This window comes from Enterobacter sp. P82, from assembly GCF_037053385.1.
In the GTDB taxonomy this organism is placed as follows: Bacteria; Pseudomonadota; Gammaproteobacteria; order Enterobacterales; family Enterobacteriaceae; genus Enterobacter.
The window spans coordinates 383,933-402,659 of sequence record NZ_JBALHX010000001.1; the positions used below are offsets into that span (position 1 = coordinate 383,933).

General features: G+C 54.7%; 17 protein-coding genes. 11 read left to right on the forward strand and 6 right to left on the reverse strand.

Annotated elements, in window-relative coordinates; all coding sequences use genetic code 11:
- Positions 1 to 5 precede the first annotated feature (5 nt).
- Entirely contained in the window at positions 6 to 578 is a 573-nt protein-coding gene (locus WB237_RS01745) for a DedA family protein (RefSeq protein WP_336209713.1), read from the reverse strand.
- A 157-nt stretch (positions 579 to 735) separates the two neighbouring features.
- Between WB237_RS01745 and WB237_RS01750 the strand changes: the two genes are divergently transcribed.
- Positions 736 to 1,323, forward strand: a complete 588-nt coding sequence (locus WB237_RS01750; protein WP_008500904.1) for a Yip1 family protein — start codon at positions 736 to 738, stop codon at positions 1,321 to 1,323.
- A 166-nt stretch (positions 1,324 to 1,489) separates the two neighbouring features.
- On the forward strand, positions 1,490 to 2,413 hold the full coding sequence (gene pbpG / locus WB237_RS01755) for a D-alanyl-D-alanine endopeptidase (protein ID WP_028016319.1): 924 nt from the start codon (positions 1,490 to 1,492) through the stop codon (positions 2,411 to 2,413).
- Between the two features lie 94 nt (positions 2,414 to 2,507).
- Here the strand turns inward: pbpG and WB237_RS01760 are convergent, their stop codons facing one another.
- Positions 2,508 to 3,062 (reverse strand): GNAT family N-acetyltransferase, encoded by a 555-nt coding sequence (locus tag WB237_RS01760; RefSeq protein ID WP_028016320.1) that lies wholly within the window; start codon positions 3,060 to 3,062, stop codon positions 2,508 to 2,510.
- A gap of 136 nt (positions 3,063 to 3,198) precedes the next feature.
- On the reverse strand, positions 3,199 to 4,923 hold the full coding sequence (gene dld, locus WB237_RS01765) for a D-lactate dehydrogenase (RefSeq protein WP_336209716.1): 1,725 nt from the start codon (positions 4,921 to 4,923) through the stop codon (positions 3,199 to 3,201).
- 189 nt (positions 4,924 to 5,112) lie between these two features.
- On the opposite strand from dld, the gene bglX reads away from it, so the two are divergent.
- The 5 genes from bglX (at position 5,113) to WB237_RS01790 (ending at position 11,308) form a co-directional block, all read left to right on the forward strand.
- Positions 5,113 to 7,410 carry a beta-glucosidase BglX gene (gene bglX / locus WB237_RS01770; RefSeq protein ID WP_236921213.1) on the forward strand — a complete coding sequence of 766 codons (2,298 nt, stop codon included), beginning with the start codon at positions 5,113 to 5,115 and terminating at the stop codon, positions 7,408 to 7,410.
- A 146-nt stretch (positions 7,411 to 7,556) separates the two neighbouring features.
- Entirely contained in the window at positions 7,557 to 8,474 is a 918-nt protein-coding gene (gene osmF, locus WB237_RS01775) for a glycine betaine ABC transporter substrate-binding protein OsmF (protein ID WP_336209718.1), read from the forward strand.
- A gap of 12 nt (positions 8,475 to 8,486) precedes the next feature.
- Entirely contained in the window at positions 8,487 to 9,644 is a 1,158-nt protein-coding gene (locus WB237_RS01780) for an ABC transporter permease (RefSeq protein WP_108090790.1), read from the forward strand.
- Entirely contained in the window at positions 9,637 to 10,587 is a 951-nt protein-coding gene (locus tag WB237_RS01785; protein WP_236921210.1) for an ABC transporter ATP-binding protein, read from the forward strand. The genes WB237_RS01780 and WB237_RS01785 overlap by 8 nt, the downstream gene beginning before the upstream one ends.
- On the forward strand, positions 10,571 to 11,308 hold the full coding sequence (locus tag WB237_RS01790; RefSeq protein WP_336209722.1) for an ABC transporter permease: 738 nt from the start codon (positions 10,571 to 10,573) through the stop codon (positions 11,306 to 11,308). The genes WB237_RS01785 and WB237_RS01790 overlap by 17 nt, the downstream gene beginning before the upstream one ends.
- Here WB237_RS01790 and WB237_RS01795 read toward each other — a convergent pair.
- The gene (locus tag WB237_RS01795) at positions 11,283 to 11,396 is read right to left on the reverse strand and encodes a protein YohO (RefSeq protein ID WP_008500895.1); all 114 of its coding nucleotides are present in this window, start codon (positions 11,394 to 11,396) and stop codon (positions 11,283 to 11,285) included. The two genes, WB237_RS01790 and WB237_RS01795, sit on opposite strands and share 26 nt — an antisense overlap.
- A gap of 69 nt (positions 11,397 to 11,465) precedes the next feature.
- On the reverse strand, positions 11,466 to 12,206 hold the full coding sequence (gene mlrA / locus WB237_RS01800; protein WP_049008217.1) for an HTH-type transcriptional regulator MlrA: 741 nt from the start codon (positions 12,204 to 12,206) through the stop codon (positions 11,466 to 11,468).
- 217 nt (positions 12,207 to 12,423) lie between these two features.
- Here mlrA and WB237_RS01805 point away from each other — a divergent pair, with 217 nt between their 5' ends.
- From WB237_RS01805 to WB237_RS01815, 3 genes are read left to right on the forward strand one after another with little or no spacing between them, the layout of a single operon-like run.
- Positions 12,424 to 14,109, forward strand: coding sequence for a sensor histidine kinase (locus tag WB237_RS01805; RefSeq protein WP_336209723.1), 1,686 nt, complete (start codon positions 12,424 to 12,426; stop codon positions 14,107 to 14,109).
- The gene (btsR, locus tag WB237_RS01810) at positions 14,103 to 14,822 is read left to right on the forward strand and encodes a two-component system response regulator BtsR (protein WP_024908144.1); all 720 of its coding nucleotides are present in this window, start codon (positions 14,103 to 14,105) and stop codon (positions 14,820 to 14,822) included. Before WB237_RS01805 ends, btsR begins: the two co-directional genes overlap by 7 nt.
- 46 nt (positions 14,823 to 14,868) lie before the next feature.
- Positions 14,869 to 15,339, forward strand: coding sequence for a DUF1456 family protein (locus WB237_RS01815; RefSeq protein WP_028016328.1), 471 nt, complete (start codon positions 14,869 to 14,871; stop codon positions 15,337 to 15,339).
- A gap of 31 nt (positions 15,340 to 15,370) precedes the next feature.
- Here the strand turns inward: WB237_RS01815 and metG are convergent, their stop codons facing one another.
- A complete protein-coding gene (gene metG / locus WB237_RS01820) occupies positions 15,371 to 17,404 on the reverse strand; it encodes a methionine--tRNA ligase (protein WP_336209727.1) in 2,034 nt (677 codons plus the stop codon).
- A gap of 137 nt (positions 17,405 to 17,541) precedes the next feature.
- On the opposite strand from metG, the gene apbC reads away from it, so the two are divergent.
- Positions 17,542 to 18,651, forward strand: coding sequence for an iron-sulfur cluster carrier protein ApbC (gene apbC, locus WB237_RS01825; RefSeq protein WP_114977730.1), 1,110 nt, complete (start codon positions 17,542 to 17,544; stop codon positions 18,649 to 18,651).
- Positions 18,652 to 18,727: the final 76 nt, after the last annotated feature.

Here is an 18,727-nt window from a genome sequence, read left to right on the forward strand (position 1 = left end):
GGTTATCAATCCTCATCGCGAGTTTTCTCGCGATGCTTGAGCCACAGCCGTACTGCAATCACCGCGATAACCACCAGAATTAACCACGCCCAGTGCTTCAGGTGCTGGTCAAGGTTATGCAGCCATGGACCAATCACTTCGCCACCGACGTAACCGAGCGTCGTAAAGATCAGCGCCCAGGCAATCGCGCCAAGAATATTGAGCGGCAGGAAAATTTTCGGAGGCAGATGGCTGGCACCTATCAGTATCGGGCCGATAATTCGAAAGCCGTACATAAAGCGTGTGCCAATGACGAACAGATAGGGATGACGTTGAATGAGCCGCTGAGCGCGTCGAATTTTCTTCTGATGCTTTTTGAAACGCTTAAGTAGCCCTGGCCCAAAGCGCAGCCCCAGAAAGTAGAGCAGCTGGTCGCCAATCATCCCCCCCAGGGCGACGGCGGCGACGACCAGCGGGAATTTCAGTAACCCCTGATGCGCGGCGACGCCGCCGAGCAATGTGATGGTTTCGCCTTCTGCCACGCTGCCAACAACCAGCGCGGCGTATCCATATTGCTCAATAAGATTGTTGATATCCATTACGTAAACGTCATCTCCCTCGGCATACCTCCGTTAATCATATACCCCATGAATCAACAGCGGGGAAATCAACGGAAATTTCCTGCTGTACATAAAATAATCTAAAGCCTGCATTATACTTAAAGTATCACTGACGGACCGACAACAAGGGGGCTCTATGAACCATGTCTGGGGACTTTTCTCCCATCCCGATCGTGAAATGCACGTCATCAAAAGTGAGAATGAAACCGTCTCGCATCATTACACGCACCATGTGTTGCTGATGGCAGCGGTGCCGGTAATATGCGCCTTTATCGGAACAACTCAAATCGGCTGGAACTTCGGGGATGGCACCGTAGTTCAGCTTTCATGGTTTACCGGGCTTTATCTGGCCATCATCTTTTATGGCCTGATGCTGGCTGGTGTTGCCGTCATGGGGCGTGTCATTCACTGGATGGCGCGTAACTACCCGCAACGTCCATCGCTGGCGCACTGTATGGTCTTCGCCGGATATGTCGCGACCCCGCTGTTCTTAAGCGGTATTGTTGCGCTCTATCCACTGGTCTGGTTGTGCGCGCTGATCGGTACCATTGCCCTCTTTTACACCGGTTATTTGCTGTATCTGGGGGTTCCAACCTTCCTGAATATCAATAAAGAAGAGGGCCTGAGCTTCTCCAGTTCAACACTCGCTATCGGTGTGCTGGTGCTGGAGGCGTTACTGGCGCTGACGGTAATTCTTTGGGGTTATGGATACCGTCTCTTCTAAGTTCACTGCATTGCTGGCGTAAATGCCAGCAATGCAGCATCTGCTCACGATTATCCGCTGGCGACAAAGCGCGGTGACGGCTATGATGCCGAAGCCAGCCTGTGTTTACCGTCGACACAGGCGGTGTACGTCATTACGTGCGTGAATAATTATCAGAAGTCTCACCATGCTGAAATTCCGAGTCTCTTTACTTAGCCTGGCACTGTTGCTGGGGGCGTCCGCTGCCGTGCCAGCCATCGCCAAAACGCCCGCGGTGACCGCCGCTGCTGCCCAGCCGCAAATTGCTTCCGGCAGCGCGATGATTGTTGATCTCAACACCAATAAGGTCATTTACGCCAGCCATCCGGACCTGGTGCGCCCGATTGCCTCCATTACCAAATTAATGACCGCGATGGTGGTGCTTGATGCACATCTGCCGCTGGACGAAAAACTGAAAGTGGATATTAGCCACACGCCGGAGATGAAAGGGATTTATTCCCGCGTGCGACTGAACAGTGAAATCAGCCGTAAAAATATGCTGCTGCTGGCGCTGATGTCATCTGAAAACCGCGCTGCGGCGAGCCTCGCCCACCACTATCCGGGCGGCTACGACGCATTTATTCGTGCGATGAATGCGAAAGCCAAATCGCTGGGGATGAACAATACGCATTATGTTGAACCGACAGGTCTGTCGATTAACAACGTCTCCACCGCCCGCGATCTGACAAAACTGCTGATCGCCAGCAAACAGTACCCGCTGATTGGTCAGCTCAGTACCACCCGTGAAGAGACGGCGACGTTTGCGAACCCGGCCTATACACTGCCGTTCCGTAATACTAACCATCTGGTTTACCGGGATAACTGGAACATCCAGTTAACGAAAACCGGTTTTACCAATGCGGCGGGACACTGTCTGGTCATGCGTACTGTTTTTAACGGCAAACCGGTAGCGCTGGTGGTGATGGATGCCTTCGGCAAATACACCCACTTCGCGGATGCAAGCCGACTGCGTACCTGGATTGAAACGGGGAAAGTGCAGCCTGTTCCGGCTGCGGCATTGACCTATAAAAAGCAGAAAGCTGAACAGATGGCGACCGCGCAAAACGACTGAGCCGCCTCTGCGCGCTGATGCCCTCACCCCGACCCTCTCCCACAGGGCGAGGGAGAAAACACTAAAAACGGTAACTCAGGTTACCGTTTTGTTTTTATTCCGGCAGCGTCCAGTCCCCATCGTTGAGTGGACGCTGCATAATCACCGTATCCCGCCAGTCGCCTTTCTTGTATCCCACGCTGCGCAACTGACCGACAATCTCAAAGCCGTGTTTTTTGTGCAGCCGTAACGAGCCGGGATTATTACTGCCATCCCCCACAACGGCAATCATCTGACGCCATGGACCTTGTTCGCAGCGCGCAATCAGCGCACTCATTAATGCAGAGCCAAAACCGCGTCCGGTGGTGCTGGCATCCACGTAAATTGACTCTTCCAGAGTATAGCGATAGGCGTGTCGCGGGCGGTAAGGTGTGGCATAGCAATAGCCCACAACGATGCCACGATAAAGAGCGATAAGCCACGGTAAACCGTTCTCTGCCACACCTTTCATACGTTGACGCATTTCGTCAATGGTGGGGGGAACTTCTTCAAATGACGCACGCCCGTGAAGTACATGCCAGGCATAGATGGCCGCGATGGCATGCACATCATCGGGAAGGGCATCACGCACTTCCAGTTCGGTTTCGGATAAAACATCAACAGCCGACATGATGTGCCTGCTCCTCGTTATAGAATGCCGGAGAAACGTTTCTCCGGCGTCAGACAGTTACTCTATTACGATTAAGGAGCGCTTAACAATCTCTCAAATTTGGCTGTAGGAATTAATCAGAAGCTTGCGTAATCTGCTATTCCGTGTCAGCACTCTCTTTCCAGTATTTCTTCCGCGTTGTTTTACCGATACCGGGATTCATGCTGTTTGTAGGATCATTCTGGCGATAAAACTGCTTAAGTGCGTCAGGGGCTTTATAAAGATGACCGACGTTGTGTTCCGCAGGATATTGTGCGCCACGTTCACGCAACAGAGTGAGCATCTGCTCTTTCAGTTCGTGCGCATCGACCCCTTTTTTAACGATGTAATCCTGATGGAAGACGTAGCACATAAAGTGGCCATAATAGAGCTTGTGTACCAGATTGCTGTCGATCTCCGGCGGCAGGTGTTCAAACCACTCGGTATCGTTGCGTCGCAGGGCGATATCCAGTGCCAGAATATCTTCCACCTCTTCTGAATGCACCGCCTGATAACGGATGGCGGCACCCGCAGCGGCAAAACGGTGCAGGAAAGCTTTGCTACCTTCTTCAGGAGTACAGGCAAAAAAATCCCCGTCGGCAGTTTTGAAGAATTCGCTCAACCAGGTCTGCGCCTCGGTAATCCCGTCACCGGCCATTTTCAGCAGCAAATGGTGTTCATATTTGTCGCGCCAGGTTTTCATCCGCTCCGGTAAATGTGCCGGGAAGACGTTGCCTAACTTCTGCATAAAGCGGTCAGTGAAGTGAGGTTTAAACAGCGACACTTTCTCCAGCATCGCATCGGTGCGGCCCTTCATGGTGAAGAAGAACGGCATTTTTTCGGTGCCGAGCTTGTCGATCATCAGGAAGGTGTCTTTGCCGTAGCGCTCGGCAATGTCGTAAATATCCCGGTGCATATATTCGCCCGCCACGGGAAGGTGCGTGAATTCACCCAGAATATGGCGACGGATCTCGGTCAGAACCTCAGGCTGATTGGTGCCGATGTAAAACACCTGTTGTTTTTTCTCTGCCGGAAATGTGTCGAGGCGTACCGCAAAAACCGCCAGCTTGCCCGCGCAGCCAGAAGATTCAAACAGGCGATCCGGATCGGCGTTGTAACGGGCTGGCGTATCGGCTTCGATATCCCGTACGCGGGTAACGTAATCGTGATCGTGTGCATGACGGCCATCGTGCTGAACGTCTTCATCTTTAACGCGATCGTCGTCAAGTTTGCTGAGGATTTGTTCCGGCGTAACGCCCAGATCAATCCCCAGATGGTTAACCAGTGTCAGTTTGCCGTTTTCGTCAATACGGGCAAAAAGCGACATTTCGGTATAAGCGGGACCACGCTGCACCAGCGAACCGCCGGAGTTGTTGCAGATCCCACCGACCACCGAGGCGCCAATGCAGGAGGAACCGATCACCGAGTGCGGCTCACGACCCAGCGGCTTAAGTGCTTTTTCCAGAGAGTAGAGCGTTGTACCAGGGAAGGCGAGCACCTGCTCACCTTTATCCAGAAGGTGTAATTTGTCGAGGCGCAGGGTGCTGATGATGACAATGTCACGATCGTAATCGTTGCCGTTCGGCGTTGAGCCTTCGGTCAGGCCGGTGTTTGCCGCCTGCATTAATATAATCTTGTCTGCGGCGACGCAGACGCTCAGCACGCGCCATAGCTCCAGCAGCGTGCCGGGGAAAACCACCGCCAGCGCCTCGCCCTGACCGGAGCGAAACCCCTTACGGTAGCGGGCGGTTTTGGCCGGGTCGGTAAGCAGGTGAGAGGAGCCAACCAGGCGCGACAGTTCGTTGATAAACGTCGTGTTATTGTGAGTTTGAACAGAAGACATCTTCCACTCCTTGTGGTGGGGCAAATTTCTCGCAATAAAGCATAGCGCGATTAACTGTTAAGCGGTCGAGTATTCACGAGAAAAATCAGAGAATAACCCTGCAACGTTCAGAGGGTTTGTGGCACACTGCGCCTTTCGCACGGTTTGGCCGAGATCTTCCGGCGGTTATTGATGAGAGAGTATAACAACATGAAATGGCTATGTTCTGTAGGTGTTGCCGTCAGTCTGGCGCTGCAACCCGCGCTGGCAGAGGATTTGTTTGGCAATCATCCGCTTACGCCTGAAGCCCGGGACGCGTTTGTGACGGAATTGCTCAAGAAAATGACGGTCGATGAGAAAATCGGCCAGTTGCGTCTTATCAGCGTTGGCCCGGATAACCCGAAAGAGGCCATCCGTGAAATGATTAAGGATAGTCAGGTCGGGGCGATTTTTAACACCGTTACCCGCCAGGATATCCGTAAAATGCAGGATCAGGTGATGGAACTCAGTCGCCTGAAAATACCGCTGTTCTTCGCCTATGACGTGCTGCACGGTCAGCGCACCGTCTTCCCCATCAGCCTTGGTTTAGCCTCCTCCTTTAACCTCGACGCGGTGAAAACCGTGGGGCGAGTTTCCGCGTATGAAGCGGCAGATGATGGCCTGAATATGACCTGGGCACCGATGGTCGACGTCTCCCGCGATCCGCGCTGGGGCCGTGCGTCCGAAGGCTTTGGTGAAGATACTTATTTAACCGCCACGATGGGCAAAACCATGGTGGAAGCGATGCAGGGCAAAAGCCCGGCAGACCGTTACTCTGTCATGACCAGCGTTAAGCATTTCGCCGCTTACGGTGCAGTGGAGGGCGGCAAAGAGTACAACACCGTTGACATGAGCCCGCAGCGCCTGTTCAACGACTATATGCCGCCGTACAAGGCAGGTCTGGACGCGGGCAGCGGTGCGGTGATGGTGGCGCTCAACTCGCTGAACGGCACGCCTGCGACGTCTGATTCCTGGCTGCTGAAAGACGTATTGCGCGACCAGTGGGGCTTTAAGGGCATCACCGTTTCTGACCACGGCGCCATTAAAGAACTGATCAAACACGGTACCGCATCCGATCCGGAAGATGCCGTGCGCGTGGCGCTCAAGTCCGGCATTAACATGAGCATGAGCGACGAGTACTACAGCAAATACCTGCCGGGGCTGGTGAAGAGCGGCAAGGTAACGATGGCGGAGCTGGACGATGCCACGCGTCATGTGCTGAACGTGAAATATGACATGGGGCTGTTTAACGATCCGTACAGTCACCTGGGGCCGAAAGACTCTGACCCGGTAGATACCAACGCCGAAAGCCGCCTGCATCGTAAAGAAGCGCGTGAAGTCGCGCGTGAAAGCCTGGTACTGCTGAAGAACCGCCTCGACACACTGCCGTTGAAAAAATCCGGTACCATTGCCGTGGTCGGTCCGCTGGCCGACAGCAAGCGCGATGTGATGGGGAGTTGGTCCGCGGCGGGCGTCGCTGACCAGTCCGTGACCGTGCTGACGGGTATTAAGAACGCTGTCGGTGAAAACGCCAGGGTGGTCTATGCCAAAGGGGCTAACGTCACTAACGATAAAGACATCGTGACCTTCCTCAACCAGTATGAGGAAGCGGTGAAGGTTGACCCGCGTACGCCGAAAGAGATGATCGACGAAGCGGTTAAAACGGCAAAACAGTCTGATGTCGTTGTGGCGGTTGTGGGAGAAGCTCAGGGGATGGCGCATGAAGCTTCCAGCCGTACCGATATCACCATTCCGCAAAGCCAGCGCGATTTGATCGCTGCTCTTAAAGCGACCGGCAAGCCGCTGGTGTTGGTGCTGATGAACGGTCGTCCGCTGGCGCTGGTGAAAGAAGACCAGCAGGCTGACGCGATTCTGGAAACCTGGTTCGCCGGTACCGAAGGCGGTAATGCGATTGCCGACGTACTGTTTGGCGATTACAACCCGTCAGGCAAATTGCCGATGTCCTTCCCGCGCTCCGTTGGTCAGATCCCGGTCTACTACAGCCACCTTAACACCGGTCGTCCGTACAACGCCGACAAACCGAACAAGTACACGTCTCGTTACTTCGACGAAGCTAACGGCCCGCTGTATCCGTTTGGTTATGGCCTGAGCTACACCACCTTCAAGGTCTCTGACGTAAAAATGTCGTCCCCGAGCCTGAAGCGTGACGGTAAAGTGACAGCCAGCGTTGAGGTGACAAACACCGGTAAGCGCGAAGGGGCTACGGTGATCCAGATGTACGTCCAGGATGTGACGGCCTCCATGAGTCGTCCGGTGAAGCAACTGCGTGGCTTTGAAAAGGTCAACCTGAAACCGGGTGAAACCAAAACCATCAGCTTCCCAATTGACGTGGACGCGCTGAAGTTCTGGAATCAGCAGATGAAATACGATGCTGAGCCTGGCAAATTCAACGTGTTTATCGGCGTGGATTCTGCCCGGGTGAATAAAGGCGAGTTCGAACTGCTGTAACTTTTCCTTCCTTTGCATCCCCCGTTCGCGGGGGATGCGTCTTATCTTATGCTAAAAAGGCATTTTGACGGTTAATCACGCCGTTTTAAGCTACGCTTTTCTCTCAAGCCTCTGAAAAAGGCAGCAAAAAATATGAGGATAGCGGAATGACGATTGCAAAGGGGATGTTGGGATCTGCGGTGTTGCTGGCGGCAATAAGTCTGCCCCTACAGGCGGCGGAGCCAGTAAAAGTGGGCTCAAAGATTGATACCGAAGGCGCGCTGCTCGGCAATATCATTTTGCAGGTGCTCGAAAGCCACGGCGTCAAAACCGTCAATAAAGTCCAGTTGGGCACTACGCCTGTCGTGCGAGGCGCGATTACCTCCGGTGAGCTGGATATCTACCCGGAATACACCGGCAATGGCGCATTCTTCTTCAAAGATGAAAACGATCCGGCATGGAAAAACGCCAAAGCCGGATATGACAAAGTCAAAAAGCTCGATGCTGAACAGAACAAGCTGGTCTGGCTGACCCCGGCTCCGGCCAACAACACCTGGACTATCGCCGTGCGTAAAGACGTGGCGGAGAAAGGGAAGCTGACAAGCCTGGCCGATCTCAGCCGCTACCTGAAAGAGAAGGGCGACTTTAAGCTTGCCGCGTCGGCAGAGTTTATCGAGCGTCCTGATGCGCTGCCTGCATTCGAAAAAGCCTATGATTTCAAGCTTGACCAGGCGCAACTGCTCTCTCTGGCAGGTGGCGATACGGCGGTGACCATCAAAGCCGCAGCACAGCAAACTTCGGGTGTTAACGCGGCAATGGCCTACGGTACCGACGGCCCGGTCGCGGCACTTGGCCTTCAAACCCTGACCGATCCAAAAGGTGTGCAGCCGATTTATGCCCCGACGCCGGTGGTACGTGAGGCAGTGCTGAAAGCCTACCCGGAGATTGCCGACTGGCTCAAACCTGTTTTCGAAAAACTGGATGAAAAAACGCTGCAACAGCTGAATGCCAGTATTGCCGTCGAGGGGCTGGATGCCAAAAAAGTGGCCGCCGACTTCCTGAAACAACAAGGGCTTGTGAAGTAACGGGAAAAGGCTGTGCCAATAAAATGTCATAACCGCGTCCTGCTGCTGTTGGCCTGTGTGACCATCGCAGCGGTCGCGTTACCGTTTGTGAATGTCGCCCCTAATCGCCTGATGTCGGGGGAGGGGCGTTCTCTCTGGGAAGTCTGGTCGTTTACACCGTGGTTGCTTGCGGTGGCACCGGGGGCGTGGGTTGCGCTATCGCTCTGGCAAGGTCGTACAGCACAATGGTTGACGTTGCTGCTCTCTGAAGGGCTTTTTATCACCCTTTTCTGGGGAGCCGGGCTTGCGGCAACACATATGGCTTCGGCGGAAAGTCCGCTGGCAAGAACGACTGTGGGGAGCGGCCTGTGGCTGTGGCTGGCGTTGTGCCTGCTCGCCTGCAGCGATGCTATACGTCGCCTCATCTCTGCGTCCGTCTGGCGCTGGGTACTTAATGCGCAGATATGGGTTATTCCATTGCTCCTGCTGTTTAGCGGCGAGCTGAACAATCTCTCGCTGTTAAAGGAGTACGCCAACCGTCAGGAGGTATTTGATGATGCCCTGACGCAACATCTGACCATTCTCTTCGGTACGCTCTTCCCGGCTCTCCTGCTCGGGATCCCGTTGGGCATGTGGTGCTATCGTCACCCTTCACGTCAGGGGGGCGTTTTTGCCGTGCTGAACGTTATCCAAACTATCCCTTCCGTTGCGCTGTTTGGTCTGCTGATTGCCCCTCTGGCCGGGCTGGTGAAGTCATTTCCTGTGTTGGGAACAATAGGTATCGCCGGTACGGGATTAACCCCCGCTCTGATTGCGCTGGTGTTGTATGCACTGTTGCCGCTGGTGCGTGGTGTAGTCGCGGGCTTAAGCCAGGTCGCCCCGGATGTGCTGGAAAGCGCCCATGCGATGGGGATGAGCACGCGACAATGTTTCTGGCAGATACAGCTTCCGCTGGCACTGCCCCTGCTGCTGCGTAGCCTGCGGGTAGTGGCGGTTCAGACCGTTGGCATGGCGGTCATTGCGGCGCTGATTGGGGCGGGCGGTTTCGGCGCGCTGGTATTCCAGGGGCTGCTGAGTAGTGCCCTGGATCTGGTGTTATTAGGCGTGGTTCCTACGATTGCGCTGGCGGTTGTTGTCGACGCGCTGTTTGCCTTATGGCTCGCGCTGCTCAGGAGAAGAGCCAATGATTGAATTTCACGATGTCAGTAAAACTTTTGCGGGACGCCCGGCGGCAAGCCATCTGAACCTGAACTTTGCCGAGGGTGCGTTTTCCGTGCTGATAGGTACCTCGGGCTCGGGAAAATCTACCACCCTGAAGATGATCAATCGTCTGGTTGAGCATGATAGCGGTTTGATCCGCTTTGCCGGAGAGGAGATCCGCAGCCTTCCGGTGCTGGAATTGCGTCGCCGGATGGGATATGCCATTCAGTCGATAGGCCTGTTTCCTCACTGGACAGTGGCGCAGAACATTGCCACCGTACTGCAACTGGAGAAGTGGTCGCGGGCAAAAATAGCTGACAGGGTTGATGAACTGATGTCTCTGCTGGGGTTAGAGCCCGCACTACGTGACCGCTATCCGCACCAGCTTTCCGGGGGACAGCAGCAGCGGGTGGGGGTGGCGCGCGCCCTGGCGGCCAACCCACAGGTATTGTTGATGGATGAACCCTTTGGTGCGCTTGACCCGGTCACGCGCGGGGCGCTGCAGGCGGAAATGACCCGTATTCACCGCATTCTCGGACGCACGATCGTTCTCGTGACGCACGATATTGATGAAGCCCTGCGCCTGGCCGACCATCTGGTGCTGATGGATCACGGCGAAGTGGTTCAGCAGGGGACCCCGCTCGAACTGTTAAGCCATCCGAAAAGTGATTTTGTGCGTGAGTTTTTTGGCCGTAGTGAACTGGGGGTCAGGCTGCTCTCCCTGCGGACGGTCAGCGACTATATGCGTCGGGAAGATGCGCCGGTGGGTGGTGAACCGTTGCAGGAGCAGATGAGCCTGCGGGATGCGCTCTCCGCGTTTGTTGCGGGTCAGTGTGAGGTGCTACCTGTTGCGGACGCCCGCGGTGCGCCGTGTGGTGCTTTGCATTTTCGCGATCTGCTGGCCGGGGAGGTGATACGTGAAGACACTGCGTGATCCGCTTCTCTGGCTGGTAGTCATCTTTGTCGCCTTACTGTTTCTGATGCCACACAGCGCGGCGCTGTTCAGCACCCTTTTTCCCGGGCTGCCACGACCGGTCTATCAGCAGGAGAGCTTTATTAATCTTGCTTTGGCACATCTCTGGCTGGTGGCCCTCTCAAGCGCTATCGCTGTTGTGCTGGGAGTGGGGGCGGGCATTGCGGTGACACGGCCAGCAGGCCGGGAATTTCGTCCGCTGGTTGAGACGATAGCGGCCATTGGTCAGACGTTTCCGCCGGTGGCGGTGCTGGCGATTGCGGTTCCGGTGATGGGCTTTGGTCAGCAACCGGCAATTATTGCGCTGATTTTATATGGCGTATTGCCCATTCTGCAGGGCACGCTGGCGGGTATCGCGGCAGTACCTGCATCTGTATTGAGTGTGGCTGAAGGGATGGGAATGAATCGCGGGCAGCAGCTACGTAAGGTTGAATTGCCATTAGCGGCGCCCGTTATTATTGCCGGGATCCGCACGTCGGTCATTATCAACATCGGAACGGCAACAATTGCGTCGACGGTCGGAGCCAATACGCTGGGAACGCCGATAATCATCGGCTTAAGCGGGTTTAATACGGCCTATATTGTTCAGGGGGCGGTGCTGGTCGCGCTGGCGGCTATCGTCGTCGATCGCGTTTTTGAGCGGCTGGCGCTGCACCTCAGCCGACACCGCCGCGAACAATAAACGAGTATCCTGCCAGCATCACGCCGCCGATACCGCTCACGGCCATCAGGACAAAAAGGGTAATAATGGCCAGTTTGGTTGCCTTCATCATCTGCTCCTGTTGTTAACGGAACAATTATACGGTGAAGCGCAGCTGTTAATGAACCATTAAATGCCGTTACGGTTCATCCGGGCCAAGTGAGTAAACCGGGTAACCATGTTCACGCCATTCCGTCAGCAGCTGTTGCTGCGAGGCGGATGGCACTTCGCCACACCAGACCAGCAGAGTCTGACCATCGAAAAATTCGGGCCGCAGCTGCGCCAGCGAATGCGCAAGGACATCCACGCGCCAGCCCTTTTGCGTCGCAATCCAGGCTTCCAGCCACAGGCGGGTTGTATCGTGTACGTTCCAGCCGACCACCAGCGCATCTTTCCCGGCCTTGTTCTTCGCGGAGGCAAGGCAGACGGCGATGTAGTTGATAAGCACACCATCAAGCATACTGAGCAGCGCCTGCAGGGTGGACTGCTGGCACTGCAGACGACGGCGAAGCGGAATGAAAAGATGTGTGATCAGTGTTTGCGCTGGATAATCGCGCCCTTGCTCTTTTATCCATGCGCGCAGGCGCTGCAGGTTGCCTGCCTGCAGAAGTCTTAGCAGGGTTTCCTGTTGTTCGCGCCAGAGGTGTTGTGTGTCAGGATCGTCCTGGCAAAGCAGAGACTTTACTTTGCCAACCTGCACACCGTTGTCGATCCAGCTTTTAATCTCACGGATCCGGTCGATATCGGCATCGTTGAAAAGGCGATGTCCGCCATCTGTTCTTTGCGGCTTGAGTAATCCATACCGCCGTTGCCACGCCCGTAGAGTAACGGGATTGATATCACAAAGGAGTGCTACTTCACCTATTGTGTAAAGCGCCATATTCGCCCCCTGGCTCACGCTTTCCCAGTTTAAATGTAGACCCACTTTGCCGAACCAGGAAGAATTGATTGATTTTTGAACAAACAATGCGAAGCATGCGCGATATTCAGAAAAAGGTGTGATAACGGACACGATTTTGCGCTTTTTTGGGGTGCTTCAAAGAAAGTAACCCCTCATCAGTGTATGTTACGCGTTTTTAGCGTGTGCGGTTTTGAGTATGTACGAGTTTAATCTGGTGCTGCTGTTGCTTCAGCAGATGTGCGTGTTCCTTGTCATTGCCTGGCTGATGAGTAAAACGCGCCTGTTTATTCCGCTGATGCAAGTCACCGTCCGCCTGCCGCACAAATTCCTCTGCTACGTGGTATTTTCCATATTCTGCATTATGGGGACCTGGTTTGGCCTCCATATCGAAGATTCTATTGCTAATACGCGCGCTATTGGCGCGGTGATGGGGGGATTGCTTGGCGGTCCCGTCGTCGGTGGTCTTGTCGGTTTAACGGGGGGCCTGCATCGCTATTCCATGGGCGGGATGACGGCACTCAGTTGCATGATCTCCACGATCGTAGAAGGGCTGCTCGGTGGCCTGGTGCATAGCTATCTGATCAAACGTGGCCGTCCGGATAAAGTCTTCAGCCCACTGACCGCAGGTGCGATTACCTTTGTTGCCGAAATGGCACAGATGGCGATCATTTTGCTGATCGCCCGCCCGTTTGAGGATGCACTTCATCTGGTGAACAGTATTGCTGCCCCGATGATGGTGACCAACACCGTGGGGGCGGCGCTGTTTATGCGTATTTTGCTCGATAAACGTGCCATGTTTGAGAAGTACACCTCGGCGTTTTCAGCAACAGCACTTAAAGTTGCCGCTTCGACGGAAGGGATACTGCGTCAGGGCTTTAACGAAGAAAACAGCATGAAGGTTGCGCTGGTTCTCTATAAAGAGCTGGATATCGGTGCCGTGGCAATAACCGACCGTGAGCGGCTGCTGGCCTTTACTGGTACCGGAGACGATCACCATTTGCCTGGTAAACCCATCTCCTCTGCCTATACGTTGCGCGCCATTGAAACCGGCGAAGTGGTTTATGCCGACGGTAACGAAGTGCCTTATCGCTGTTCGCTGCATCCGCAGTGCAAACTGGGTTCTACGCTGGTCATTCCGTTGCGCGGAGAAAACCAGAGAGTGATGGGTACCATCAAACTGTATGAAGCGAAAAATCGTCTGTTCAGTTCAATCAACCGCACGCTGGGGGAGGGGATCGCCCAGTTGCTTTCCGCACAGATTCTCGCCGGGCAATATGAGCGCCAGAAGGCGTTGCTGACCCAGTCAGAGATCAAACTCCTGCATGCTCAGGTGAACCCGCACTTCCTGTTTAATGCCCTTAATACGCTCAAAGCGGTCATTCGGCGCGACAGCGATCAGGCCGCACAGCTGGTGCAGTTTCTGTCGACCTTTTTCCGTAAGAACCTGAAGCGTCCTTCTGAGATCGTGACCCTGGCCGATGAGATTGAGCACGTTAATGCTTATCTACAGATTGAGCAGGCACGTTTCCAGTCGCGCCTGCAGGTGTCGCTCTCCGTCCCGGATGAACTGGCCCATCAACATCTTCCTGCTTTTACCCTGCAGCCTATTGTAGAAAATGCCATCAAACACGGTACCTCACAGCTTCTGGGTATCGGGGAGGTCACTATTTCCGCCAGCCGTTTTAATCATCATCTGGTGCTCGATATCGAAGATAACGCCGGGCTTTACCAGCCTTCCGCTACAGGGGGTTTAGGGATGAGTCTGGTAGATAAACGTCTGCGTGCCCATTTTGGCGATGACTGCGGCATCACCGTCGCCTGTGAGCCCGATCGATTTACCCGAATTACCGTACGACTGCCGCTGGAGGAAAACGCATGTTAAGAGTGCTGATTGTGGATGACGAGCCGCTGGCACGGGAAAACCTGCGCGTTCTGCTGCAGGAGCAGCCTGATATTGAGATTGTGGGTGAGTGTGCGAACGCCATTGAGGCTATCGGTGCTGTCCACAAACTGCGCCCGGACGTGCTGTTCCTCGACATTCAGATGCCCCGAATCAGCGGGCTGGAGATGGTCGGGATGCTCGATCCGGAGCATCGTCCCTACATCGTGTTTTTAACCGCATTCGACGAATATGCCGTTAAAGCCTTTGAGGAGCACGCGTTTGATTATTTACTCAAGCCAATTGAAGAGAAGCGGCTGGAAAAGACCCTGACCCGATTACGCCAGGAGCGTACCGTTCAGGATGTCACGCTGTTGCCCGAGAACCAGCAGCCGCTGAAGTTTATCCCCTGCACCGGACACAGCCGGATTTATCTTTTGCAGATGGATGATGTGGCATTTGTCAGCAGCCGCCTGAGCGGCGTATTTGTCACCAGTGCGGAAGGAAATGAAGGGTTTACCGAGTTGACCTTGCGGACGCTGGAGAGCCGCACGCCGCTCATTCGCTGCCATCGCCAGTATCTGGTCAATATGGCGCACCTGAAAGAGATCCGCCTGGAAGACAACGGTCAGGCAGAGCTGGTGCTGCGCGCCGGGCAAACGGTGCCGGTTAGCCGTCGCTACCTGAAGAGTTTGAAAGAGGCGATTGGCCTGTAAAGCTGGTACACTGCGCGCCATTGCATCATCGACATTCGAAGGCTCTATGCTCAGTAACGATATACTCCGTAGCCTGCGCTACACCCTGAAAGCGAATAATAACGACATGGTGCGCATTCTTGCGCTCTCCGACATGGAGTCCACGTCGGCCGGTTTCGATACCTGGATGACCAAAGAAGACGAAGAGGGGTTTGTCCGCTGCCCGGACATTATCCTGTCTGGCTTCCTGAACGGTCTGATCTATGACAAGCGCGGTAAAGATGAGTCTGCGCCAGAGCTGGCGCTGGAGCGTCGCGTAAACAACAATACGGTGCTGAAAAAGCTGCGTATTGCGTTTTCACTGAAGACTGACGACATCCTGGCGATCATGACCGAGCAGAAATTCCGCGTCTCGATGCCAGAGATCACCGCCATGATGCGTGCCCCGGACCATAAGAACTATCGCGAGTGCGGAGACCAGTTTATGCGCTATTTCTTGCGCGGGCTGACGAATCGCATACACAGCGCGAAGCCATAAAAAAAGCCGGAGTTAATCTCCGGCTTTTTTGTTATTTCACCTGCTGACCAGGCTTCGCGCCTTCGTCAGGACTTAACAGGAAGATATCTTTCCCGCCAGGGCCTGCGGCCATCACCATGCCTTCAGAAATACCAAAGCGCATTTTGCGTGGTGCCAGGTTAGCCACCATGACCGTCTGGCGGCCAATCAGCACCTGCGGGTCTGGATACGCAGAACGAATACCCGAGAAGACGTTACGTTTCTCGCCGCCCAGATCCAGCGTCAGACGCAGCAGTTTATCGGAGCCATCCACAAACTCCGCGTTTTCAATCAGCGCCACGCGCAGATCAACTTTCGCGAAGTCATCAAAAGTGATGGTGTCCTGAATCGGGTCGTCAGCCAGCGGGCCGGTGACTGGAGCCGCAGCGGCTTTCACTTCTTCTTTAGAGGCTTCAACCAGGGCTTCAACCTGTTTCATTTCAATGCGGTTATACAGCGCCTTGAAGGTGTTCACTTTATGGCTGAGCAGCGGCTGAGCAATCGCATCCCAGGTCAGTTCAGTGTTCAGGAACGTTTCTGCACGTGCAGCAAGCTGTGGCAGAACTGGCTTCAGGTACGTCATCAGCACGCGGAACAGGTTGATACCCATGGAGCAGATGGCCTGCAGATCGGCATCACGGCCTTCCTGTTTCGCCACCACCCACGGAGCCTGCTCGTCCACATAGCGGTTAGCCAGGTCTGCCAGCGCCATAATTTCACGCACGGCTTTACCGAACTCACGCGCTTCCCACGCTTCGCCAATAGTGGCTGCAGCATCGGTGAAGGTTTTGTACAGGGCTGGGTCAGCCAGTTCGGCTGCCATCACGCCGTCAAAACGCTTGGCGATAAAGCCCGCGTTACGGGATGCCAGGTTCACCACTTTGTTGACGATGTCCGCGTTCACGCGCTGCACGAAATCTTCCAGGTTCAGGTCGATATCGTCGATGCGGGAAGAGAGTTTTGCCGTGTAGTAGTAGCGCAGGCTGTCCGCATCGAAGTGGTTCAGCCAGGTGCTGGCTTTGATGAACGTCCCGCGGGACTTGGACATCTTCGCGCCGTTTACCGTCACGTAGCCGTGTACGAACAAATTGGTCGGCTTGCGGAAGTTGCTGCCTTCCAGCATTGCTGGCCAGAACAGACTGTGGAAGTAGACGATGTCTTTACCGATGAAGTGATACAGCTCGGCTGTGGAATCTTTCTTCCAGTATTCGTCGAAGCTGACGGTATCGCCACGCTTGTCGCACAGGTTCTTGAAGGAGCCCATGTAGCCGATTGGCGCGTCCAGCCAGACGTAGAAATATTTACCCGGTGCATTCGGAATTTCGAAACCAAAGTACGGTGCATCGCGGGAGATATCCCACTGTTGCAGACCGGACTCGAACCACTCCTGCATCTTGTTCGCTACCTGCTCCTGCAGCGCGCCGCTTCGGGTCCACGCCTGCAGCATTTCGCTGAAGGATGGCAGGTCGAAGAAGAAGTGCTCGGAGTCACGCATCACAGGTGTTGCGCCAGACACCACGGATTTCGGCTCGATAAGCTCGGTCGGGCTGTAGGTCGCGCCGCACACTTCGCAGTTATCGCCGTACTGGTCCGGGGATTTACATTTCGGACAGGTGCCTTTGACGAAACGGTCCGGCAGGAACATGCCTTTTTCCGGATCGTACAGCTGGGAGATGGTGCGGTTTTTGATAAAACCGTTCTCTTTCAGACGCGTGTAGATCAGCTCCGACAGCTCACGGTTTTCGTCGCTGTGCGTGGAGTGATAGTTGTCGTAGCTGATGTCAAAGCCAGCAAAATCAGTCTGATGCTCCTGACTCATTTCGGCAATCATCTGCTCAGGAGAAATCCCCAGTTGCTGAGCTTTCAGCATGATAGGCGTGCCGTGGGCATCGTCCGCACAGATGAAATTAACCTCGTGGCCGCGCATTCGCTGGTAACGGACCCAGACATCAGCCTGGATATGCTCCAGCATGTGGCCGAGGTGGATTGAGCCGTTGGCGTACGGCAGTGCGCACGTTACCAGAATTTTCTTCGCGACTTGAGTCATAGTAGGCATTACTTCTTTTAACTGTGAAAAGGGTTTTTGATATTACCAAAAGGGGCATTATTAAGTAAGCACAAACCACGGCCTTTCAGGTAAACTTGTTCATCTAAGGTCTTATTCACAAGAACAAAGGAGTCGGGATGAGTTCTCAATCCCAGGCCAAATCACCGGAAGCCTTACGAGCAATGGTCGCCGGGACGCTGGCTAACTTTCAGCATCCAACCCTGAAACATAATCTTACGACGCTGAAAGCGTTGCACCACGTCGCCTGGCTGGACGATACCCTGCACATTGAGTTGCAGATGCCGTTCGTCTGGACCAGCGCATTTGACGCGTTGAAAGAGCAAACCAGCTCTGAACTGCTGCGCATTACCGGTGCAAAAGCGATTGACTGGAAGCTGACCCACAGCATCGCTACCCTGAAGCGGGTGAAAAACCAGCCGGGCGTGAACGGTGTGAAAAATATTATTGCCGTGAGTTCAGGCAAAGGCGGGGTAGGTAAATCCTCCACCGCGGTTAACCTGGCGCTGGCGCTGGCGGCAGAAGGGGCAAAGGTCGGTATTCTTGATGCCGATATCTACGGGCCTTCTATTCCAAACATGCTGGGGGCGGAAAACCAGCGTCCAACCTCGCCGGATGGCACTCACATGGCCCCCATCATGGCTCATGGTCTGGCGACCAACTCCATTGGGTATCTGGTCACCGATGATAACGCCATGGTCTGGCGTGGCCCGATGGCCAGCAAAGCGCTGATGCAGATGCTGCAGGAGACGATGTGGCCGGATCTGGATTATCTGGTGCTGGACATGCCGCCGGGCACCGGTGATATTCAGCTCACGCTGGCGCAAAACATTCCAGTCACGGGAGCGGTTGTGGTGACCACGCCGCAAGATATCGCGCTGATTGACGCCAAAAAAGGCATCGTGATGTTCGAGAAAGTGGAAGTGCCGGTGCTTGGTATTGTTGAAAACATGAGCATGCATATCTGCAGCAACTGCGGTCACCATGAACCGATATTTGGTACGGGTGGGGCAGAAAAACTGGCCGCGAAATATCACACCCAACTGCTCGGCCAGATGCCGCTGCATATTACTCTGCGTGAGGATCTCGACAGCGGAAAACCGACGGTCGTCAGCCGTCCGGACAGCGAATTTGCTGAGATGTATCGCCAGCTGGCGGGGCGCGTTGCAGCGCAGCTCTACTGGCAGGGTGAAGTGATACCGGGTGAAATCGCGTTCCGCGCGGTGTAAGTTCCCAGCTCCGAATTGCCGGGTGGCGGCTTCGCCTTACCCGGCCTACGGAATACGGTTTTGTAGGTCAGGTAAG